23 protein-coding genes and 1 pseudogene are annotated in these 22952 nt (G+C 46.4%); 12 read left to right on the top strand and 12 right to left on the bottom strand.

Features of this window, described 5'->3' with window-relative positions; translation table 11 throughout:
• Positions 1–245: 245 nt before the first annotated feature.
• From J0895_RS08485 to J0895_RS08435, 11 genes and pseudogenes are all read right to left on the bottom strand, one after another.
• Positions 246–695, bottom strand: a complete 450-nt coding sequence (locus J0895_RS08485) for a NifB/NifX family molybdenum-iron cluster-binding protein (RefSeq protein WP_207087670.1) — start codon at positions 693–695, stop codon at positions 246–248.
• A gap of 34 nt (positions 696–729) precedes the next feature.
• Positions 730–1263 (bottom strand): cytochrome b6-f complex iron-sulfur subunit, encoded by a 534-nt coding sequence (gene petC / locus J0895_RS08480; protein ID WP_207087669.1) that lies wholly within the window; start codon positions 1261–1263, stop codon positions 730–732.
• Positions 1264–1317: 54 nt separating this feature from the next.
• Positions 1318–1524: a YgaP family membrane protein gene (locus tag J0895_RS08475; protein ID WP_207087668.1), complete on the bottom strand. Its 207-nt coding sequence runs from the start codon at positions 1522–1524 to the stop codon at positions 1318–1320.
• Between the two features lie 56 nt (positions 1525–1580).
• On the bottom strand, positions 1581–2450 hold the full coding sequence (locus J0895_RS08470) for a CoB--CoM heterodisulfide reductase iron-sulfur subunit B family protein (RefSeq protein ID WP_207087667.1): 870 nt from the start codon (positions 2448–2450) through the stop codon (positions 1581–1583).
• Entirely contained in the window at positions 2447–3049 is a 603-nt protein-coding gene (locus J0895_RS08465; protein WP_207087666.1) for a 4Fe-4S dicluster domain-containing protein, read from the bottom strand. Before J0895_RS08465 ends, J0895_RS08470 begins: the two co-directional genes overlap by 4 nt.
• A 10-nt stretch (positions 3050–3059) precedes the next feature.
• Positions 3060–4130: an FAD-dependent oxidoreductase gene (locus J0895_RS08460; RefSeq protein WP_207087665.1), complete on the bottom strand. Its 1071-nt coding sequence runs from the start codon at positions 4128–4130 to the stop codon at positions 3060–3062.
• A gap of 185 nt (positions 4131–4315) precedes the next feature.
• Positions 4316–5362: a heterodisulfide reductase-related iron-sulfur binding cluster gene (locus J0895_RS08455; RefSeq protein WP_207087664.1), complete on the bottom strand. Its 1047-nt coding sequence runs from the start codon at positions 5360–5362 to the stop codon at positions 4316–4318.
• Positions 5363–5588: 226 nt separating this feature from the next.
• Positions 5589–6296, bottom strand: coding sequence for a 4Fe-4S dicluster domain-containing protein (locus J0895_RS08450; protein WP_207087663.1), 708 nt, complete (start codon positions 6294–6296; stop codon positions 5589–5591).
• Between the two features lie 399 nt (positions 6297–6695).
• On the bottom strand, positions 6696–7235 hold the full coding sequence (locus tag J0895_RS08445) for a rhodanese-like domain-containing protein (protein WP_242541151.1): 540 nt from the start codon (positions 7233–7235) through the stop codon (positions 6696–6698).
• Positions 7236–7625: 390 nt separating this feature from the next.
• Positions 7626–7805: pseudogene (locus J0895_RS08440) on the bottom strand (Photosystem Q(B) protein 1); the annotation flags it as partial.
• 98 nt (positions 7806–7903) lie between these two features.
• Positions 7904–9235: an NAD(P)/FAD-dependent oxidoreductase gene (locus J0895_RS08435; protein ID WP_242541150.1), complete on the bottom strand. Its 1332-nt coding sequence runs from the start codon at positions 9233–9235 to the stop codon at positions 7904–7906.
• Positions 9236–9531: 296 nt separating this feature from the next.
• On the opposite strand from J0895_RS08435, the gene J0895_RS08430 reads away from it, so the two are divergent.
• Together J0895_RS08430 and J0895_RS08425 are read left to right on the top strand one after the other, a co-directional pair.
• Positions 9532–10227 (top strand): MBL fold metallo-hydrolase, encoded by a 696-nt coding sequence (locus tag J0895_RS08430; protein WP_207087662.1) that lies wholly within the window; start codon positions 9532–9534, stop codon positions 10225–10227.
• Between the two features lie 133 nt (positions 10228–10360).
• On the top strand, positions 10361–12082 hold the full coding sequence (locus J0895_RS08425; protein ID WP_207087661.1) for a SulP family inorganic anion transporter: 1722 nt from the start codon (positions 10361–10363) through the stop codon (positions 12080–12082).
• 69 nt (positions 12083–12151) lie between these two features.
• Here the strand turns inward: J0895_RS08425 and J0895_RS08420 are convergent, their stop codons facing one another.
• Positions 12152–13114: a formylglycine-generating enzyme family protein gene (locus J0895_RS08420; RefSeq protein WP_207087660.1), complete on the bottom strand. Its 963-nt coding sequence runs from the start codon at positions 13112–13114 to the stop codon at positions 12152–12154.
• A gap of 192 nt (positions 13115–13306) precedes the next feature.
• On the opposite strand from J0895_RS08420, the gene hypE reads away from it, so the two are divergent.
• The 10 genes from hypE (at position 13307) to J0895_RS08370 (ending at position 22893) form a co-directional block, all read left to right on the top strand.
• On the top strand, positions 13307–14353 hold the full coding sequence (gene hypE, locus J0895_RS08415; RefSeq protein ID WP_207087671.1) for a hydrogenase expression/formation protein HypE: 1047 nt from the start codon (positions 13307–13309) through the stop codon (positions 14351–14353).
• Positions 14354–15099: 746 nt separating this feature from the next.
• Entirely contained in the window at positions 15100–15639 is a 540-nt protein-coding gene (hoxE, locus tag J0895_RS08410; protein WP_207087659.1) for a bidirectional hydrogenase complex protein HoxE, read from the top strand.
• Between the two features lie 91 nt (positions 15640–15730).
• A complete protein-coding gene (locus J0895_RS08405) occupies positions 15731–17365 on the top strand; it encodes a NuoF family protein (protein WP_207087658.1) in 1635 nt (544 codons plus the stop codon).
• 67 nt (positions 17366–17432) lie between these two features.
• The gene (gene hoxU / locus J0895_RS08400) at positions 17433–18149 is read left to right on the top strand and encodes a bidirectional hydrogenase complex protein HoxU (RefSeq protein ID WP_207087657.1); all 717 of its coding nucleotides are present in this window, start codon (positions 17433–17435) and stop codon (positions 18147–18149) included.
• A complete protein-coding gene (locus J0895_RS08395) occupies positions 18137–18685 on the top strand; it encodes an NADH-quinone oxidoreductase subunit B family protein (protein ID WP_207087656.1) in 549 nt (182 codons plus the stop codon). The genes hoxU and J0895_RS08395 overlap by 13 nt, the downstream gene beginning before the upstream one ends.
• A gap of 96 nt (positions 18686–18781) precedes the next feature.
• The gene (locus J0895_RS08390; RefSeq protein ID WP_207087655.1) at positions 18782–20206 is read left to right on the top strand and encodes a Ni/Fe hydrogenase subunit alpha; all 1425 of its coding nucleotides are present in this window, start codon (positions 18782–18784) and stop codon (positions 20204–20206) included.
• 249 nt (positions 20207–20455) lie between these two features.
• Positions 20456–20722 carry a (2Fe-2S) ferredoxin domain-containing protein gene (locus J0895_RS08385; RefSeq protein ID WP_207087654.1) on the top strand — a complete coding sequence of 89 codons (267 nt, stop codon included), beginning with the start codon at positions 20456–20458 and terminating at the stop codon, positions 20720–20722.
• A 2-nt stretch (positions 20723–20724) separates the two neighbouring features.
• Entirely contained in the window at positions 20725–21231 is a 507-nt protein-coding gene (locus J0895_RS08380) for a PAS domain-containing protein (RefSeq protein ID WP_207087653.1), read from the top strand.
• A gap of 1 nt (position 21232) precedes the next feature.
• Positions 21233–22393, top strand: coding sequence for a SpoIIE family protein phosphatase (locus J0895_RS08375; protein ID WP_207087652.1), 1161 nt, complete (start codon positions 21233–21235; stop codon positions 22391–22393).
• A gap of 17 nt (positions 22394–22410) precedes the next feature.
• Complete coding sequence (locus J0895_RS08370; protein ID WP_207087651.1) at positions 22411–22893, top strand: hydrogenase maturation protease; 483 nt, start codon at positions 22411–22413, stop codon at positions 22891–22893.
• The last annotated feature ends 59 nt before the right edge of the window (positions 22894–22952 follow it).

Raw genomic sequence — 22952 nt, 5'->3', positions numbered from 1 at the left:
GCCCTGAGCCCTGAGCCCTGAGCCCTGAGCCCTGAGCCCTGAGCCCTGAGCCCTGAGCCCTGAGCCCTGAGCCAGTCGAAGGGTCGAAGGGGGTCGAAGGGTCGAAGGGTCGAAGGGTCGAAGGGTCGAAGGGTCGAAGGGGGTCGAAGGGTCGAAGGGGGTTGGGGGTGAGGGCATTCCACAACTGATCAAGTCCAAGCTATAGATATTTTTTGAACCCATTATTGGACAACTGAACCGACGGTTTAGGCAGGTTCAAACTGACGATCCGATGTACTACCGTGATGCTGGTGTTGATGCCGGTGTTGATGCCGGTGTTGATGACGGTTCTGACCCTTGTGATTGCCGTGATGTCCTTCGTGACATTCGGATTCTTCCCGGACCAAAGACCCATCCAGATAGGCCATAATTGCCTGATCTAAATCAGTTTCCTTCGTGATCACCCCTTCAATTCCCTTTCGTTCGAGGCGTCGCATCAAACCCTGTCCCATGCCGCCGGAAATTAAAACCTGCACTTCATCTAAAGGATGTGGTTCATGGGACGAACAGTGATGAAAAGATTGGTCGGCAGATAACTCCACCAATTTTTTCTCGATAATTTCGCCGTCTTTTGTTCCGTAGAGCCAAAACTTCTGGCAATGTCCAGCGTGTTGCGTGATGCTTGTTTTATTTTGACTGGTTACAGCAATTTTCATCGCTTATTCTCCTATTTGTTCGTAATTGTTCTATTTAGACCCACCAAGGGTTTTCCCCGGTACGGGGGTCAATTTCGGTCCAAGGCGCAATCCAAATCGCATTGTCTTTGACGGCCACATGGACTAATTTCAGGGGCAGCGGTGCAGGGCCGCGTAATACGGACCCGTCAGCGTTGTAGCGAGAACCGTGACAGGGACATTGAAATTCTTGATCAATGTTATTCCAAGGAAACGTGCAGCCTAAATGGGTGCAGTTATCAACAATTCCCCACGGATTTATTGTAGCATCTTTTTCAAGAGTTAAGTAAGTCGGATCTCCGGCTAATCCGGCCACTAATGCGCGAGTCCCCGGAGGTTCGGCTAAAATTTGGCTGGCGGGAATGGGATTGCCTAAGATATCCTTCGCCAGTATAGCGCCGCCTTCGTTGGTTTCTTTGGGGGGAATAAAGTATTTGACGACGGGATAAGCAGCGGCGGTGGCAGTTGCGGCGACAACGCTTCCGGTGAGAAAATTGAGCAACTGGCGGCGAGACATGGAAGGACTCTCAATGGGAAGACTATTATCCATTGTGATGTTATGAAAATTTGCTAATTGTCTGAGTTGGCAGGGAACTGACCGGGGTTAGTTTGGGGATTTGCGGGTGCTAATCCCTAACAAACGATAAACTCCACAAAATCCAAACAACCCGCTGAAGGTGAGTAAGGCAGCGGCGACATCTAATCCCAGACCTAAGCTGGTCCCGGCATAGAGATTCAATCCGGCGTACAGCAGACTGGCCGCGAAGAGTAATCGCACAATTCTATCTAAAGTTCCAACGTTGTTAAACATGATGAGTTAGGGGGTAATTTAACGGTTCTTGAATCGTGTTCCGAGGAAATAGGACGTTAAAGCCCTAATTTTGCCAAAACAGGTTTCGGGGAAACAATATGCTTGTTCATTCCCAATTTTCCGGGTTTGATTCCCAATGCTAGGCCGATGATTTCGGTGATATAGAGAATCGGTAAATTGTAAGAAACGTTGTATTGCTTTTCGATATCCGCCTGGCGCAGTTCTAGGTTGGTGTCACATAACGGACAAGCTAAAACGATACAATCAGCGCCGAGGGATTTGGCTTCATCTAGTAGCTTTTTCGTTAGGTCAAAGGCTACATCCTGCTTGGATACCAAAATCGGGCCGCCGCAGCACTTGGTTTTTGACCGAAAATCAACTACTTCCGCCCCACAAATTTCCGACAATCGGTCCATTGATGTGGGAAACATTGGTGAATCCCACCCGGTGATATCGGCGGGGCGAGTCAGAAGACAGCCGTAATAACAGGCAACTTTTAAACCCGTTAAGGGCTTTTGGACTCGGGAGGCAATATCGAGGTCATTCACTAATACATCCACCACATTTCTGACTCGGATATTATAGTCAGAAACATCAACCCCCATTTCTGACAGGATAGCCATAATTCTATCTTGTTCAGTGGGTTGTTTTAAGGCTTTAAGTGCCCTAGCTGATTTATTATAACACCCAGAACAAGATGCTAACAAATCGAGATTTTGTTTTTGGGCAAGGGCCACATTTCTAGCGGCCATCGCCATGCCCATATCATGAGAAACTCCCGCTGCTACGGAACCACCACAACAAGACCAGTCTTTGAGTTCTTCTAGTTCAACTCCTAATTCCTGCATGACGACTCTAGTTGAAATATCAAACTCTTTGGCGGTGGTATGCAGGCTGCAACCGGGATAATACGAATATTTTTTCATTGTTTTTTGGCCTTTTCTAAGGCGGCGCTAAATTTTTTGGGGTCTTTTACTTTGTCTGGGAAGGGTGACATTTTCCCTTTGAGGGTTAATTTGATTCCTAATTCGGCTTGGTCGATTAGACCTTGTAATCCGCCATATTTATGCATCAATTCGGGTTCAAACAAAATGCCGCGTTTTTGAACTAATTCGACAAAGATTTGATTGAATCGGGTTGAGTCGTTTTCGATGCCTTGACGAATGGCGATCGCCTTGACTGATTCAATCACATCCGAGGGACGCACCCCACGGGGACATCGAGAGGTACAGATATAACAGGAACTACACATCCACAAGGCATTACTGTTAAGAACCTTTTCCCATTCCCCTCGTTGCACCATTAAAATTAGGGTTCGCGGTGACATATCCATGAGGTCAATATTGGTGCAACCTCCGCTACAGGTTCCACACTGCATACAGGCGGCGATCGCCGCCCCATCACCGCCTTCAGCGATCACTTTCTTGACAAAATCTGAGTTCATTTTATCGCCATCAAGCTGGCGATCGGTTTTTAGACCAAATACAAACTTTTTGGCTCGCTTTGATGTTGACTTAGTTACCATTTTTCTATCCTCACTTCACAAAAGAGGTCAAGGTTACTGCCGATTTTCCATTAGTATGAGAGGAGAAATTGTCGGGATGACTTGCCAAAAAACTGGCAATTTCTGCCGCCGCCGATCGCCCATCCGTAATCGATTCCATAATCGCTTTAGGTCCCGTGGCCGCCCCAGCTAGGAAAATCCCCGATCGCGTCGAATGATTATTAGAATACTGCTGATGCGCCGTGGCATAGAAGCGATCGCAACCCAAACTTAAACCCGCCACCTCAGCTAACTCCGGATTCCCTTCCATCCCCACCATCAGAACCAACAAATCAACCGTCAACCGCATCGGTTTAGCCGTTAACGTATCCTCGAACCGCAGCAACAAACTCCCATCATTTTTTTCACTCGCCTCCGAAAGCCGACCCCGCAAAAACTGCACACCATGCTCTTCTTGAGACGTCCGGTAGAGTTCCTCATACCCGCGACCAAACACCCGAATATCCATATAAAGGCAGTAAATTTCCGACTCGGGATTTTGTTCCTTAACCTCGATCGCCACCTTAATCGCATTCGTACAACAAACTCGCGAACAATAATTATTATTCACCTTCTCATCGCGAGACCCAACACAGTGAATCATCGCCACTTTCTTCGGCACTTTGCCAGAACGAGTTTTCACATTTTGCGCCTTCAGCATCCCATCCAGTTCCACCGAAGTGATGCAATTATCATAAATTCCGTACCCATATTCTTCTTTCAACCTCGCATCGAAATGCTTATATCCAGTCGAAACCAGAATCGCCGCTGCCTCCAATTCTTCTCCCGTGGAAGTCGTTACTTGAAAATTAGGGGCCGAACCATTAATCTCAGTCACCGTCGCATTATTTAAAATCCGGGTACTCCCCAAACCGGCCTTCAGATTCTCGGTAATTTCTGACGCCTCCGTAAAATCCGGAAACACTTTATACCACTTATTTAAATGCCCGCCAACTTCTGCCTTTTTCTCAATCAAAACCACATTTAAACCAAAATTTTGCAGTTTTCCTGCCGCTGCCATTCCAGCAGGGCCGCCACCAATTACAACAACCTGATTGTTCATTTTTTCACCTTTAATTTTTCTAAAATTCAAACGGAATCCCTGAGTCTTCATGCCCACTCCCAAGGGGGCTATAGCAATCCTAAATGATTTATGACATATATAGCTCCCCTCTCCCCCTTTGGGCCGCCGACGAGAAAGGGTTGAGGGCATTCCACAACTGATAAAGGATCTGCTATAGAGGGGTTCTAAAATGGTCTTCTGCGTTCTTGCGCCGTTTTAGATTTATCGTAGGGAATGCCAATTTTATCCAGCAAAGGTTCAACCTCAACCACCTTGGCATTAAATCCGCAATCTTTAAACGGGTCATAGCCCAACATTAACCCAGTCAATTGGGCGTAATCCAAAACGCTGACATTAAACTCTTCTTCCAAAACCTCTTTAATCGTCCCTTGTTCGGCATCCAAAAATACCGTACAACCCGGACAATTCGTCAGAATCAAATTGCAGTCTGGATGCGCTTCTTTCAAACTGGCCATTTTCTTATATACGCTACTGGCGGTATAGTCTCGGTTCTCGGGAAAAGCGCACTGACGAAAACCCATCCCGCAGCAATGCCGACGTTCAGGATAATCCACAATGGTCGCGCCAAAAGCCTCTAGTAACCCCACCAAAGTTTGCGGAAACTCCACTCCACCCATAGCCTCACCGGGAAAAATTTTCCCATAGTGACATCCAATATGATCCACAGCCTTAATTCCCTTCAGGCTATACTTAGCTTTAGCTGCCAATTTATGCCGGTTGGCAAAGAAAACATCAGACGCATGGACCACCGATGGCCTTCCCCCTGAAACGTGGGGAATCCAAAACTCTCGACCTGTGGTTTCTTTTAAAGTTTTTGCCGTATATTCCCGCAACTCCGGGTCTTCTTCCCAAAGCTTAATCATTTCTGTATAATTCGCAAAAGAAGTCACACAGAATGAAAAGAGATTATCTACTCCTAATTCGTGATGAGCGACGGAAAAATTCCGCGCGGCTATGACCATTTGAGTTTCAATGGTGGTGACATCGCCGTGATAGCCGATCGCCCCACAAGAAGTATGTCCAGCGGCTTCCCGCAAATCCATCCCCAAATCATTTTTCAAAATTTTATAGGCAACCCCTTCCGTGTAAGGGGCCGCACTTTGCAAGAAGCAACTGCGGAAGCATCCCCACAATTTCCCCCCTTCATCATCTATCGTCGGCAAATGCTTCTCGTGTTGTTTCCAAGCCAGATTTTCTCTTGCTACTTTCATGAGGTATCATCCTGATTTACTACAATTTTATGGGAAAATTTATGTTCGGGTTAATTCAGAAATTAATCTCAAAAATTAACCTTAATTCACGTCAAACATTGTCAAACATTCTAGTCTGAGAATCCATTGAGTCTTTATTAGCAAACAAGCCAGTTTCAACCTGGTGTAGCATCCAGACTGCTTCTTCAGTTTTCAAAGCTATTCCCTGGATAGATGCTAGTTCTCCTTATTTAGGTTCGTCCATTTCGTAGTTGCGACTATCCGCTGTTTCTACCCAATTTTCCCAAAATTTTTCGACTTCTTCTCGGCTCCCGAGTTTCTTTTCCATGCCTTTTTCCACCGCATCCATTAACTGAATCGCCCCGGTTGCTTGATAAATGGCCCGCAATTCTTCCATGTCTTTTTCAGGAATCATCCGGTGGGAACCGGGGCTATTTTCCAGATCCATTGGCACATCCCACCAGACTCGCATTTCCGCCATATGTTCAAAATAGTATTCCCAGTTTTCTCCGAGCTCGGGGAAATGCTCCGGGGTGATATTTTCCGCGACTAAGGTGTAGCCTCGTTTGAGCATATTTTCCCCAAAGACTCGCTTGGCGAACAATTGCTGTCTGCCTTTTTCTGACTCGGCAAAGTAACCGTGACGAATGGAAAGGCGACGCAAGGCAAGAATCACATCGGCGGTACTGTTACCTCTCGGACATCTGGGTTTACAGGAATAACATTGTCCACAAAACCAAATTTTGTCTGACTTCAACAAGTCGATGAGCCATTTATCATCTTCACTTTGGCAAATGTTCATCACCTCTCTGGGAGAGTAGTCATATACTTCAGCCGCTGGACAAACCGCAGTACAGATGCCGCAGTTTAGGCAGGCATTCATTCCATGTTGGTATTGAATGTCTTGTTTGAGTTCGTTAAATAATTTTCCCATCGCTCCACCTCTGATTTTTCGGCACAGATGTGACCTCGTAATTTTGGTCTATCGCTATATAGTTATATTACAGAACTTTTCTCAGAAAAGGGCGATTTTGTTACATTTCTTAATATTTCGTCAAAAATAAAACCCCTTACAAAGCTGAAAACCGTTTCTGGTAAAGTTTTTAGGCTGTCAAGACCGATCGCCTAAAAGGGGAGAAAAATCTCTCATATTCCCTTGGGGATAGGAGAAATTCTGATGGCGATCGCCGCTATCAAGTATAAATGCTCATAGAAATCACGTCGGATGTCGCCTCGAAAACCCTCACAAACTGGAAGGGATTTCTGAAAAAGAATAAAAAAAGGAGTATAGCAGTTTGCTATACCCCAGTATGGTCCCTTCAAATTCGCCTGACTACTTCACTTGATTGTAAGGAAGTTTAGCCAACAGCATTCCCATTGCACAAGTGTTAGTAATGCCAGCAAAGACTAAACCGGCACCCACAAACCCACTCAGAATTAAAAACCCCGGGTTAACAAAATGACCGAGAACTGTGCCAATAAACACCAGGGATCCTGCCACAATTTGAACCTGACGGAAAATAGAAATCGGGGCATTTTTATGCACTTCTACCGGATATCCCGCTTGTTTCCATCCGGTTATTCCCCCTTTGAGGTGCATCACCTCGGGAACTCCTGCCGCTAAGAGTTTTTGCGCCGCTTGTCGGGAACGGTTGCCACTTTGACAGTAGAGAACGATATCTTTGTCCCCCTGCAATTTAGGCGAGTTTGGGTCAAATTGAGACAGGGGTAATAGGGTAGCCCCTTGGATATGTCCCCCAGCAAATTCCCCCGGTTCTCGCACATCAATCAGGGATATTTTTTGGTCGCTTAATCCCTGTTGCAAGGTTAGCGCGTCAATATCGAGCAGTTGTTTAGTCTGATTTGCCGTCATAGTTAGCCTCTGTTTCAGTTAATTCAATATGAGGAAATAAATAGAAAGTGGCGTCTCGCTTGAGGATTATTCTATTTGAGAACCATTAAAATGAGGGGGAGTTGCTTGGCCCAAACGGGAAAAGTACCCACTCGGGCTGGTTGTTTCTTTTATTATAGAACATTTTGAGGGAGAACTGTCAAGTTTTAAGTTTCTAATTGTTTTCTGGACTCCGGGAATTTTGAGGGAACGTTAAAGCCTTTCTAATTTCGATAAAAATGCGGCTAGTAGAGCCTATTTGACACCCCAAAAACACGCAAAAACTTGAACAGAAGTAGGGTGGGCAATGCCCACCTACACAGAAAGCAATGCCCATCTGCACAGAAAGGTGGGCAATGCCCACCCTACTCCTTGGCGGAACTTATAACTGAAGTTATTCGATTCGTTTTCGGTGGTTTCGCGAACTAAAGAAGAAGTGACTAAGGAGCCGTGAATTGCGGCGAATAAAGCGCCACAAAATACACCGATTACACTGAGTTGATGGAACGGGTGCATGAGAATATTATGCTCGGATTGGAACACAATCATAAAAAGGTATAGCCAGAGTAAATCATTTTGAGCAGACAATAGTAGGGAGCCAGATGCTCCCACTACTTGGAGGAATTTTCTCTTTCATTTAGAGCAGATATCTAATCAAAAGGGGGTGATTTTTCCTGCCACTGCATAAATTTAATGTAATCCCCCTCAAACCGCGATCCTTTTAACATCCGATTCCAATAAATCCAAGGCATCATGTGTTTTTTCATCAGCCACATGATCCAGCGTTCTTTGGCGGGATTGAGCGGAAAACTCGAAATTGGACGACAATTGTACGCATCAAACTCGGCCATTATTGTTTTGTCATAGCCGGTAATTAAGGGACAACAAGTGTAGCCATCGTAGCGAGCTTGGAGGGGTTTTGAGTCCAAAAATGCCAGTAAGTTTTCGGCCAAAACCGGCGCTTGCTTGCGAACTGCGGCCAGAGTTTTAGAGGTGGGGAGGGAGGAGACATCCCCAAGGGCGAAGACATTAGGATAGCGGGTATGTTGCAGGGTATCTCGGTCCACATCCACCCAACCATAAGGATTATTCGGCACGGCCAGAGGGCTTTGTTTAATAAATTCAGGAGCGCTTTGAGGGGGTGCAACGTGAATCATATCGTACTTGATGCTAAGTTCATCCACGGGAGAGTTATTGAGGAGAACATCAAAAATAGCTTCTTTGGTTTCGGGGCGAATTTCCTTAAGATTGTGCTGAAATTTTACCTCTATATCCCGCTGTTTTACGACATTTTCTAAAATTTTGGAATAAGCTGGGACGGTAAACATTTTAGTAGATGGGGTCAAAAACATGACCTTAGAGCGCTCTCGAACTCCCCATTTACTTCTAAATGTATCATCAGCCATGTACATGACCTTTTGGGCCGCTCCTCCGCATTTAATCGGGGTTTTGGGAAAGGTAAAGAGGGCGTTACCGCCTTGGAAATTTTTAATGGTTTCCCAAGTGTAGGGCGCATAAATTGGGGAATAATTGGAGGTGACGCCTTCTTGGCCGAGGGCTTGTTTAAGACCTTTGATTAAATGCCAGTCAATTTGAATTCCCGGACAGACAATTAAACAGTCATATTCTATCTCTATCCCACTGGCGGTAATGACGGTATTGCCGTCGGGGTTAAGTTTGACGGCTTTGTCTTTGATCCAAGTTACGCCTTTTGGCATGACATCTTTTTGACGTTTGCGGGTGTGTTCAATTTGAAAGACTCCGCCGCCGGTTAAGGTCCAACCGGGTTGATAATAGTGGATATCTGAGGGTTCGATTATGGCGATATCTAAGGCGGGGTTTTTTCTTAAGAGTTGGGAACTGGTGGAAATTCCCGCTGATCCACCCCCGATCGCCAGGATTTGGTGATGGATGGTTTTGCGAACTTGGGTTTGGGGTTGCGGAATTTGGATTAGGGAGGGGTGTTGTGTGAGGTTGACCATCGTTTTTATCTAATGATGAGTATTTTTGCTGAAAAAGAGGGGGGAGTAAAGTGACTGACTCCAACTCCCGGGGGTGGCCTCTACTTTTTTGGCCGGTTGTCAAAAAGTTATTCTTATATTACTATATAGTAGTAGACAGGTAAAAAGCAAGTCGTCTTGATCTGCTGCCAGCATCCTAGGCCGATCGCACTCGTGATCCACAAAAGGCGATCGCCTCCCAGGAGACCCAGAAACTGGGGTAGGGCGAGACTATTAGCAAGTCAACCGCAGAAATTAACTCAAAGGAGAAACCCCCGATGCTATTTCGCCAACTGTATGACAATGAAACCAGCACCTATACCTATTTAATCGCTGACGAAACGACCAAAGAAGCGATGTTAGTCGATCCGGTAATCGAGCAAGTTGATCGCGATTTGCGACTGGTGCAAGAGTTGGGATTAACTTTGCGCTATTGCCTGGAAACCCATATTCATGCGGATCACATCACGGGAACTGGAGAACTGCGATCGCGGACCAACTGTCAGGGAATCGTCCCAGAAAATGCCAGCGCTGCCTGTGCCGATCGCTTCATCAAAGATGGAGAAATTTTACAGGTTGGGGACATCGAAATTAAAGCGATCGCGACCTGGGGACATACCGATAGTCATAATGCCTATCTCGTCAATGGCGATCGCATTTTAACCGGAGACTCCCTGCTGATTCGCGGATGTGGACGCACAGATTTTCAAAGTGGTAATCCCGGATTACTCTATGATTGTATTAACGAAAAAATCTTCACTTTACCCGATGAAACCTTAGTCTATCCCGGTCATGACTACCAAGGCAGAACCGTCTCCACCATTATTGAAGAAAAAAACTATAACCCTCGGTTTGTGGGCAAAGACCGCGACAGTTTCATTGAACAAATGAACAACCTCAATTTGCCGAATCCCAAGAAAATTGCTGAAGCAGTTCCTGCCAACGAGGGCTGTGGTAAACCCGCCGTTGTTTAGGCCCTCACCCTAAATCCCTCTCCCAAAAGGGGAGAGGGACTTTGAATCCAGTTTCTCAGTGAAAATCTGTGAAATCTGTGGTTAACCTACAATTACTCAGGGAAATTACCCTACCTTTTTACCGAGTCTTTTGATGAACGCAATCAAACAATATATTCCCATTTTAAATTGGGGATTGCATTACCGGCGCGAGTATTTAGTGGGAGATATTACCGCTGGAATTATCGTCGCCAGCTTGCTGATTCCTCAAGGCATGGCTTATGCAATGCTGGCAGGATTACCCCCAGAAGTGGGGTTATATGCCAGCATTTTACCTCTGATTGTCTACGCTTGTTTAGGAACGAGTAGCAACCTCTCCGTTGCGCCGGGTGCGGTGGATTCTCTGATGGTTGCTGCCGCAGTCAGTGCCTTCGCTGCGGAAAATACGGCTGAATATTTAGGATTAGCCTTAACCCTAGCTTGGATGGTGGGAATCATTGAAATTCTCATGGGAGTATTCCGCCTCGGGTTTCTGGTAAATTTCCTCAGTCAGTCGGTGATTTCGGGATTTATTAGTGCAGCGGCTATTTTAATTGGAGTCAGTCAATTTAAACATTTATTGGGGGTAAAAATTCCCCAAACCGAGTCATTTTTACAACTGGTTTCTTATTTAGGCGGGCAAGTGGGAAATACCAATGGAGTTACCTTAATTTTAGGGGTAGCTGCTTTGGTTATTTTAATATTATTTAACAAAAAAGTTAAGGATTATCTGAAACAATGGCGAGTCTCGGAAGTGGTGATCGTCCCGATTACCAAAAGCGCCCCTTTGCTGCTGGTGATTTTCAGTTCTTTATTGGTTTGGGGATTGAGATTAGATGAAATTGCTGGAGTGAAAGTGGTGGGAACTATTCCCCAAGGATTGCCGCCGATTTCCCTCCCAGTTTTGGATGTAACTACCCTGCAACAGTTATTTCCGGCTGCTTTAGCGATTAGCTTTGTGGGATTTATGGAAGCATTTGCCGTGGGGAGTTTTTTAGGGAGTAAGAAACGCCAAAAACTCGATGCAAACCAGGAATTAATTGCATTAGGGGCGGCCAATGCTAGTGCTGCTTTTACTGGGGGATATCCAGTGACTGGGGGATTGAGTCGGTCCGTGGTGAATTTTGCGGCGGGTGCAAATACGGGATTGGCATCGATTATTACGGCGTTAGTGATTGCGATTACGGTCATGTTTCTAACGCCCTTATTTTATTTTTTACCCCAAACTATTTTAGCTGCAATTATTTTAGTAGCTGTGGCGAATTTGTTAGATTTTGGCACATTAAAACGACTGTGGGGGTATGATAAAGGAGATGCGATCGCCTGGTGTGCTGCATTTATTGCGGTCCTTGCCACTAGCGTAGAAACCGGAATTCTCATCGGTGCCGGCATTTCTTTGGCCCTGCATCTGTGGCGCACTAGCAAACCTCATATTGCCATAGTGGGACGAATTGAAGATACGGAACATTTCCGCAATGTCCAACGCCATACCGTAAAAACCTGCCCTCATGTTTTAGCGATTCGGGTGGATGAAAGTCTGTATTTTGTGAATGCGAAATACTTGCAGAATTATGTGCAAAATGCCATCGCAAATCATCCTGAAGTCAAGCATTTAGTATTAGTATGCAACGCCGTAAATGTGATTGATGGCAGTGGTTTGGAAACTTTGAAAAGTTTAATTGAAGATTTAAAGGGAGTCGGAATAGACTTTTATCTGGCCGAAGTGAAAGGGCCGGTATTGGATAAACTCGAAAAAATCGGATTTACTGAATTTATCGGCAGCGATCGCATTTTCCTGACTACCGACATCGCCATGAAAACCTTAGAATGCCGGTAAATTCAGAATAACCACAGATTTCACAGATTTTCACGGAAAAATTTCTGTGTCAATCTGTGAAATCTGTGGTTAATTGAGATTAGAAAGAGCAATCCGAAAACCGGCGATCGCCTCTTGAGAATCCGGTTCCTTGCCAAACCGTTGTGCCGCCCGAGAATACCAAGGTAAATCATGCCAGGACCCGCCTCGTAGCATCCGAAATCCTGGATTTCCTCCGACTTCCCAGGCACTGCCATCGATTGGCGCACCCTCATAGTTATTATGCCATAAATCCTGACACCATTCCCACAGATTTCCATGCATATCAACCAATCCAAAACCATTCGCCGGAAAACTACCAACTGGGGTGGTTTGGTGGGGATGAATTTCCGTTAAAACTTCATCATAATTCCCTAACGCTGCGGTGATTTTTTCACCAAAATAAAAGGGTGTGGAGCTTTTGGCGCGACAAGCATATTCCCATTCCGCTTCCGACGGCAGACGATACCCCCGTCCCGTTTTTTGTGCCAGTCGATTACAAAATTCTACGGCATCATACCAGGAGACATTTTCTACGGGTAAATCAGCTTGTTGCCAAGTGGAGGGATTGTTTCCCATCACCTCTTGCCACTGTGCCTGAGTAATGGGAGATTGACTTAAAAAGAAGTCCGGCAAAGTTACCGAGTGTTGAGGACCTTCACTGTCATATCGTTCTAATTCTGTAGGGGGGGAACCCATCAAAAAAACACCCCCAGGAATCTGAATTAAATCAACCCCGAAACCCTTGCCTACAGGTTCGCGAAAATATTGGGTTTCTTTGCAGACTTTCTGAATGATTTCTCCTGTTTCATTGACGGTAACTGTGGTAAATTTAAAAGTAGAAAGTTTAGGCGTTTGTTGGGCTTGTGCTTTTGCCATTCCTTCCCATAAATGGGGACCGGATAAAGCGGCTAAAAATCCGAGACTGGATAACCCGCCTAACTTCAAGAAATGGCGGCGAGTCAAGGGATGAGAGGGGTTTTTGTTGGAATTGAGAGGTTGAGAGGGATGCATAGGGATTTAAGAAGGTGCTATGGGATGGGGTAAGGTTCCTGATATCCCTTATTTCAGGGGATTTATTCCTCACCCCGATAAAAATCCGAACTTTGGGTAAAACTAGCGCAGGGGTACAGTAGTTTGGCGCTAGACGAGGGGGAGAGGTTCGGGCTCGGGGTAGAATATCTTTAGTTGATAGAAACAGTGGCAATGATAGAAGATTTTACCCTAACCTGTCCGATTCCGATTTCTCAATATCCTCATGTGTTGTTAGCGCATGGGGGTGGGGGAACGTTGATGCGCCAGTTGATTGAACGGATGTTTTTGCCGGTGTTTGGGACACCATCCGGTGTTCCTCATGATTCGGTGGCGTTGACGTTGCCAGGAACTAAAATTGCGATGACGACGGATTCCTATGTGATTCGTCCCCTATTTTTTCCCGGTGGGGATATTGGTTCCTTGGCGGTTCATGGGACAGTAAATGATTTGGCGATGAGTGGTGCTCGTCCTTTGTATCTAACTGCGGGGTTTATTTTGGAGGAGGGGTTGCCGATGGAGACTCTGTGGCGGGTGGTACAGTCGATGCAGGCGGCAGCAGAGAAGGCGGGGGTACAAATTGTGACTGGGGATACTAAGGTGGTCGATCGCGGCAAGGGAGATGGGATTTTTATCAATACCTCCGGATTGGGGATGATTGAACATGACCAGGCGATCGCGCCGCAATCGGTGCGTGAGGGGGATGTTTTGCTGATTAATGGGGATTTGGGACGACATGGGATTGCGATTATGGCAGTCCGTGAGGGGTTGGAGTTTGAAACGACGATTGAGAGTGATTCAGCGGCGATCGCCTCCCTTGTCTTACATTTACTGGATGCTGGCATCGAAATACATTGTTTGCGAGATTTAACACGCGGTGGGTTATCTAGTGCGTTAAATGAAATTGCAGCATCGGCAAGGGTAGGGATTGCCATTGATGAACGGTCGATTCCCGTTCAGGAACAGGTCCGGGGTGCTTGTGAGATTTTGGGATTTGACCCGCTTTATGTGGCGAATGAGGGGCGATTTGTGGCGTTTGTTCCGGCAGACTGTGCGAGTCGCGCTTTGGAGGTGATGAAGTCTCATCCGTTGGGTGTGGATGCGGTGGCGATCGGGACGGTGACGGGGACGGGTCAGGGTTTGGTGACGTTGCGGAGTCAAATCGGTGCGAGTCGGATTTTGGATATGCTGAGTGGGGAACAGTTGCCTCGGATTTGTTGAAGCGGAGGCGGGGATAACGACTGAAGTCGTTACTACAAACCTGGATAACGACTGACGTCGGGATGTTTAATATTCTCCGATCTCTCCCATCCTCCCATTTGCCAATTCTTAAATTAATTTTAAGAGTGGGTTTCGGTAACTTTAACAACGGTTTTGTTTGGAAAATACCCCGAATGGGTTTGGGTAATGGGTGACTTGACCGCAGATGATGGGCGATGGGTTTTTCTGACTTTGGCAACTTTTTGATTGTTAAACTAAGCAACGCTCTACTATCCGGAACAGACCCTAGACACATCTATTGTCAAAGGCACAACAATTATCAAAATTTCCATACTTTTAAAATTTAACATTCTCTTAAGAAGTTGATAAAAATTGCCGCTTTCTGGATTAAATCAGGGAGAAACTGCAAGATACAGGGGGATAAATGGGTTGATTTTAACCCAGGTTTATCAGAAAACCGTGAGAATTCCTAAAGGGTTTAAATTTGTGGTAAGTTTCTCTATTTTCTATGATAAGATAAACGACTTGGATTAAAGTCATCTCCACAGCACTCTTAAAAAAACATTACAAAAATTTATAGAATGAATGAAAATGTTTTATGGTTAAGCGGTACAGTAGAGAAAGAACAGGGGAGGGTAGAGAAAAGGGTCAAGGGGTGATGTCTAGTCCCGGACTAACGGGAGAGTTAAGGGAGGAAGGAACGATTCAGTGCCAGGAGATCACGGTTTAGAGTAAGGATATAAGCTATGCAATCAACTGCGGTAAAGAGCGACGATCAAGAGAAATCCGCCCCGAAGGAAAAAGCGGCAAAAGAGCATCCGAGTGGGGATAAGCGCTTTAAGGTCCTGGATATCACGATGAAGCGGAACCAGTATCGGCAAGATGCGCTGATCGAGGTACTCCATAAAGCTCAGGAAGCGTTTGGGTATCTGGAAGAAGATGTATTAGTATATGTAGCGCGAAATCTGAAGTTGCCGTTAAGTCGGGTTTATGGGGTGGCTACATTTTACCACTTGTTCTCCCTGAAACCGAGTGGTTCACATACCTGCGTGGTGTGCCTGGGAACCGCCTGTTATGTGAAAGGAGGGGGTGAGGTATTGGCATCCCTGGAGAAACGGACGGGGATTCAGCAAGGAGAAACCACGGCAGATGGTGAGGTTTCCTTAATCACGGCCCGGTGTGTTGGGGCCTGTGGAATTGCGCCGGTGGTGGTGTATGACGGAACTGTATCTGGGAAGCAGACTTCGGAACAAGCACTCGATCATATTAAAGGATGGATCAAGTAGGGTGAGAGAGTTATAGGTAAGGAGAAGGTTTCACCCATTGACCCAGACAACCCTCCTCCTTGAACGGAAGAAAGCGAGAGGTTAAAACACTATGGATTTAGCAGAACTTAGGGAGATTGGAGAGAAGGAACGGACGGCCCAGAAACCCATCCGAGTACATTGTTGTACTTCAACGGGATGTCAGGCGTCCAACTCCCTCGGCATCAAGAAGAATTTAGAACAGACTTGTAAAGAGAAGAAGATGGGCGATCGCGTCCAAGTGGTTGGCGTCGGTTGTATGGGATTTTGCGGGCGTGGGCCGTTGGTCCAAATTGAGGCCCAGAACAAGCTATATGAAGAAGTGACCCCGGATGATGCCGCCAGCATTATTGAGGCGATCGATGGCGGGACAGCAAGTGCAGTAGAAGGTGACCCAGAACATCCATTTTTTGCGCGGCAGATGCGGATTGTGCGGGAAACCAGTGGGAAAATCGACCCAGAACGGATTGAGGAATATATCGCCTTTGGGGGATATGAACCGCTGTATAAAGCGATTCATGACCTCACGCCCTCGGAAACCATTGATGAGATTAGCAAGAGTGGATTGCGGGGACGGGGTGGCGGTGGATATCCCACGGGGTTGAAATGGGCGACAGTCGCGAAAATGCCCGGAAAGCAGAAGTATGTGATTTGTAATGCTGATGAAGGCGACCCCGGTGCATTTATGGATCGGTCGGTGTTGGAAAGTGACCCGCATCGCGTGTTAGAGGGAATGACGATCGCCGCTTATGCGATCGGGGCGACGGAGGGATATATTTATGTACGGGCGGAATATCCCCTGGCGATCGAACGGTTGCAAAAGGCGATTAAACAAGCGAAAAGATACGGGATTCTGGGCAGTCAGATTTTTGATTCCCCATTTGACTTTAAAATCGAGATTAGAATTGGGGCCGGGGCCTTTGTTTGTGGGGAAGAAACCGCATTAATTCAGTCCATTGAAGGGGGACGGGGAAATCCGCGCCCTCGTCCACCCTACCCCGCCCAAGAAGGACTCTGGAAGTCGCCGACGTTAATTAATAATGTGGAAACCTTTGCCAATATTCCGGCAATTATCCGAGAAGGCGGCGACTGGTATGCTGGGATTGGGACTGAAAAGAGTAAAGGAACCAAAGTCTTTGCCCTCACAGGTCAGATTCGCAACAACGGACTGATAGAAGTGCCGATGGGGATTACCCTGCGTGAGATTGTCGAAGAAATGGGCGGCGGTGTCCCCAATGGCAAAGTCAAAGCAGTCCAAACCGGCGGACCTTCTGGGGGTTGTATTCCCGAATCGATGTTAGATACCTCAGTGGATTACGATTCCCTGGTGAAAATCGGGTCCATGATGGGGTCGGGCGGTATGGTGGTCATGGATGAAAAGACCAGCATGGTTGAGGTTGCCCGATTTTATATGGAGTTCTGCCGGGGTGAATCCTGCGGGAAATGTATTCCCTGTCGGGCGGGTACGGTGCAGATGTATCAAATGCTGACCAAAATCCTGAATAAAGAGGCAACGCTTCAGGATATTGAGAAACTTGAACAACTGTGTGACATGGTAAAAAACACCAGTTTGTGCGGGTTAGGAATGACGGCCCCCAACCCGGTGATGAGTACCTTGCGCTACTTCCGAGAGGAGTATTTAGCCCTGTTGAAAGACAGTCCGAATGGGAAAGTTCCCGCCGGGACAGCGGTATCAGTTACCTCCTAGAAGAGAATGGGGCAATTTTCAAGTTGCCCCGATCGCAACTTATCGATCTAACACAGAGAGAAAAGATATGTCAGTCGTTACCTTAAAAATTAATGGAGTTGACCTCGCCATCGAAGAGGGGACAACCGTTCTGGATGCCTCCAAGGAAGCGGGAATTAGGATTCCCACCCTTTGTCATCTCAACGGAGTCAGCGATGTGGGCGCTTGTCGGTTGTGCCTGGTGGAAATTGCCGGGGTGAATAAAATGCTGCCGTCTTGTGTGACTCAAGTGGCAGAAGGCATGGATATCACCACCGACAGCGATCGCCTGCAAGAATATCGGCGCATGATTGTGGAAATGCTATTTTCCGAAGGCAATCACGTCTGTGCCGTTTGTGTCGCCAATGAGAACTGTGAACTGCAAGATTTAGCCATTGAAGTAGGCATGGATCACAGTCGATTTCCCTATCGGTTTCCCGATCGCGAAATTGATATTTCCCACCCTCAATTCGGCATTGACCACAATCGTTGCATCCTCTGTACAAGGTGTGTGCGAGTTTGTGATGAAATCGAAGGTGCTCATGTTTGGGACGTCGCGTTTCGCGGAGTTGCCGCCAAAGTAGTCACCGGATTAAATCAACCTTGGGGAAGCGTTGATGCCTGTACCAGTTGTGGTAAATGTGTCGAAGCTTGTCCAACTGGGTCAATTTTCCGTAAGGGTTCTACCGTTGCCGAAATGACTCGCGATCGCAGCAAATTAGAATTTATCGTGAATGCAAGGGAGAACAAAGAATGGACAAGATAAAACTCGCAACAGTTTGGTTAGGCGGATGTTCCGGTTGCCATATGTCCTTTCTCGACCTAGACGAATGGTTAATTGAACTCGCCGAAAAAGTCGATATTGTCTTCAGTCCCGTTGCCTCTGATATCAAAGAATATCCCGAAAACGTAGATGTTTGTCTCGTAGAAGGGGCCGTCGCCAACGAGGAAAATATGGAACTCCTCATCCAAGCAAGAAAGCGCACCAAATTCCTAATTTCCTTCGGAGATTGTGCCGTAACCGCCAACGTTCCGGGGATGCGAAATATGTTAGGAAAAGCGGAAACCGTCCTCAAACGTTGCTACCTAGAATTAAGCGACGAAACCCGGCAACTTCCCTATTTTCCCGGCATCGTCCCCGAACTTCTCGATCGCGTCCGTCCCGTCCATGAAGTCGTCGATGTCGATCTATTCATGCCCGGTTGCCCCCCTTCTGCCCAACGAATTTTAGCAACCGTCGAACCCCTCCTCCGGGGAGAATTACCCGAAATGAAAGGGCGTTCCATGATTAAATTCGGATAACCCAACCCACCGAGGAGAAAGACCCTCAATCCCCTCTCTCCCCTCGGTCCCCTCTCTCCCCCTCTGTGAAAATCAGTGAAATCAGTGGTTAACTATATGTCTAAAACAATCGTCATCGATCCAGTCACCCGCATTGAAGGACACGCCAAAATCTCCGTCTATTTAGATGATGCCGGAGAAGTCGAAGATGCCCGCTTCCACGTCGTCGAATTTCGCGGATTTGAGAAATTTTGCGAAGGTCGTCCCATGTGGGAAATGGCCGGAATTACTGCTAGAATTTGCGGAATTTGTCCCGTTTCCCACCTGCTTGCTTCCGCCAAAACAGGGGATAAAATTCAAGCAGTCACAATTCCACCGGCGGGGGAAAAATTGCGGCGAATGATGAATTTGGCCCAGATTACTCAGTCTCATGCCTTGAGTTTCTTCCATCTGAGTAGTCCTGATTTTCTGTTAGGATGGGATAGTGACCCAGCGAAACGGAATGTTTTCGGATTGATTGCCGCAGACCCCGATTTGGCCAGAAGTGGGATTCGCTTACGGCAGTTTGGACAAAAGATTATTGAACTGTTAGGGGCGAAAAAAATTCACCCTTCTTGGGCGGTTCCCGGCGGGGTGCGATCGCCCTTGTCTGAAGAGAGTTGCGCCTGGATTCGCGATCGCCTCCCAGAATCCCGGCAAACCATAGAAACCGCCCTGGGTTTGTTTAAAACTCTCCTAGACCGCTTTTCTACCGAAGTTGAAACCTTTGGTAAATTCCCCTCATTATTTATGGGGTTGGTAGGTAAAGATGGACTCTGGGAACATTACGATGGAAAGATTCGGTTTACCGATAGTGATGGCAATATCGTCGCCGACAATCTCAGCGAAGATGACTATGAATCCTACATCGGAGAAGCAGTCGAACCCTGGTCTTATCTAAAATTCCCCTATTATAAACCCCAGGGATATCCCAACGGAATCTATCGAGTTGGACCTTTAGCGAGGGTGAATATTTGTAGTCGGATGGGAACCCCAGCAGCAGATAGAGAGTTGTTGGAATTTCGCGATCGGGCCGGTGGAGTTGCTACCTCTTCCTTCTACTATCATTATGCCCGATTAATTGAAATTCTTTGTGCCATTGAACATATCGAACAACTGGTCAATGACCCGGATATCGTCTCCCCCCGAACTCGCGCCACTGCTGGGATTAACAACCTAGAAGGCATCGGGGTAAGTGAAGCCCCTCGCGGCACTTTATTCCATCATTATAAGGTGGATGAAAATGGGTTAATTAAGAAAGTGAATCTGATTATTGCCACGGGACAAAACAACCTAGCAATGAACAAAACAGTGACTCAAATTGCCCAACATTTTATTCATGGTAATGAGATTCAAGAAGGAATGTTGAACCGAGTAGAGGCCGGGATTCGCGCCTTTGACCCTTGTCTGAGTTGTTCCACTCATGCAGCGGGTCAAATGCCGTTACATATTGAATTAATTGATGCTAAGGGTACCGTTGTCAATGAGGTTTATCGGCATTAAAAGTAGGCGGAGGGAGACCTAACCCTTACAAGAGTAGGGTTTTTACTTCCGGTCCCCGGACCTTGGCAAGGTCCGGGTTAGGGTGGGGTCCTCAGTAAAATCGGAGGGAGACCTAACCCCCTAACCCCCTTCCTTGCGAGGGAAGGGGGGACTAGAAAGCGGTTAGGGCTGTTTCATCCTAAAATTTCAGGGTTTTAAAAGCCAGATTGGGTCCAAGTCGGTGAAAAAATAACCGAAATGGGAGACATTATGACCAAAGAAAATCTCTATTTATGTATGGGTTCTGCTTGTCATCAACTAGGAGTCTATGAGGTACTGCCCCAACTCCAGGAGTTGATTATTCGGTATGAACTAGAGGACAAAATCGAACTAAAAGGGTCTTTTTGTTTGGAGACTTGCAGCGTGGGAATTGTTATGAAATTCAAAGAAGAAGTATTCACGCAAATCAACCCTGAGAATATCGAGACCAAATTCCAAGAAGAAATTTTACCCAGTATTTTAGCAGTGGTTAAATAAACATGGTAACTAGCGAAAAGACATTGTGGGAACTCCTGTGGGAGTATGATCCGAATGGATTGATTGTCTTAAATGAAGACATGACGATCGCCGTCGTTAATCCGGCATTTTGCAAAATGTTTAATGTGACGGTGGATGAAATGGTGGGGAAACCGGCAGTTGGGTTGTTGGGGACAGTGGATGAGTTTCAGCGAGTCTGGGAAAACAATGAAGTGATTCGAGGGAAAGAGAAAGAATATCCCAAATACAATCTGTATGTGCGTCAGGTCCTATTTTCGATTCGGGATCAGAATGCGATCGCCTGCATCATGGTGGATATTACCGACGAGTGGCAACGGAAAAAAGAGTTACTCGAACTGAAACGAGAAACCGTTGCCAAAGTCAATGAAGTAGTGGATAACCAGATGAAAGTCGCCCAAGAAATTGCTGGGTTGCTGGGAGAAACTACGGCAGAAACCAAAGTCAGTTTGTTAAAAATTCTGAAACTGGTGGAAAGGGAGACGCTTTAGGATGGATAGTTTCTTAGATATTTTTGATTTAAGTTTAAATAAAAAAGGGGAAGAACTTTGTGGCGATCGCGTCCGGTTTCGTAAGACTCCCGAGAAAACCACCATTGTCCTCTCCGATGGATTAGGCAGTGGGGTCAAAGCGAATATTCTCGCCACCCTCACCACAGAAATTCTCATTTCCATGCTGAATGAGGATGTTCCCTTAGAGGAAGTGATTAAAACCGTTATCGGGACCTTACCAATTTGTCAAGTTAGAAAGATTGCCTACGCTACCTTTACGATTTTACAAATTGATAATCATACGGACCTCTTTAAAGTCATCAATTTTGACAATCCTCCCCCCTTGTTTTTTGACCAAGGAAAATTGGTCAAGTTAGAGGGGAAAACCGAGAAGATTTTAGAGAAAAAAATTACCGTTTACGAAGGCAGTCTCAAAGAAGGAGATTTTTTAGGTTGCATGAGTGATGGCGTCCTCTATGCTGGTTTAGGGGTGGCCTTAAATTTCGGGTGGGGATGGGATAATGTTGCCAAATATATCGAAGGACTCTTTCTGACACAGACGCGAAATGCCAGACAAATTGTCCAAAAAACCATCGCTGAAACCTATTCCCTCTATGGGGGAAAAATTGGCGATGATGCAACCTTTGTCGGAGTGTATGTTCGCCAACGCAACCCTTTAATGATTTTCACCGGTCCCCCTCTGGATAAGAGTCATGACCAACAGTATGTGGAACGCTTGCTAACCTTTGAAGGACGCAAAGTGATCTGTGGAGGGACGACGGGAAATATCGTTGCTAAATATCTGGGGGAAACCATTGAAATGGATATTTCAACGATGCGGCGTGAGTTACCCCCCATCGGCAAATTAAGTACGATTGATTTAGTCACAGAAGGGATTTTAACCCTGTCCAAATGTCTGGAAGTCTTGAAAAATTGCAACTGTGATATTACCCGATTACCTTCAGACCAAAATGGATCCGTCTTGTTGGCGAAAGAAATCTTACAAGCGGACTCTATTTTATTTATGGTGGGTCAGAAAATTAATGAATTTTATCAGAATCCCTTGTTACCCAAGAATATTTCAATTCGCCGTAGTTTAGTGGAGGAAGTGGTTAAGTTTTTGCGGGACAAACAGAAGGAAGTTACGTTAGAATATTGTTAGAGAATCAACCCAAGAAAATGCTATTAATTCAACAGGAGTCTACGGTAGTTTTGGCGATCGGATATGGAAATGACCTGCGTCGCGATGACGGCGTAGGACAACGGGTGGCGGATGCCGTGGCATCCTGGGGATTACCCCAAGTGCGATCGCTGTCCGAACACCAACTCACCCCGGAATTGGCCGAACCCCTGTCTCAGGTAGACTTGGCAATCTTTATCGATGCCTATCCTGCCACAGAGGAACAAGGACTACAAGTAGTCAAACTCGACGGCGATGACTCCATGTCTCCCCAAAGTTTAGGCCACAGTAGCGACCCTTCCTCCCTTCTCATCCTCGCTAAAACCCTCTATGGCAAGGCCCCCCAAGCGTGGTTAGTGGCAATTCCAGGGATGGATTTCGAGTTTGGGGATACATTTTCCTCGGTGACAGAAAGAGGAATGGCAGAGGCATTAGTGGCGATCGCCCAGTTGATTGAGACTGCTGTTAGAGATGGGGGATAGGTCAATTGTCATTGGTCATTGGTCGTTTGTCATTGGTCATTGGTCAATTGTCATTGGTC

It is taken from the genome of Phormidium pseudopriestleyi FRX01, from assembly GCF_017313335.1.
Lineage (GTDB): Bacteria > Cyanobacteriota > Cyanobacteriia > Cyanobacteriales > Laspinemataceae > Laspinema > Laspinema pseudopriestleyi.
The sequence above is the reverse complement of the archived record's forward strand: the minus strand, read 5'-3'. Positions and strand labels throughout refer to the sequence as shown.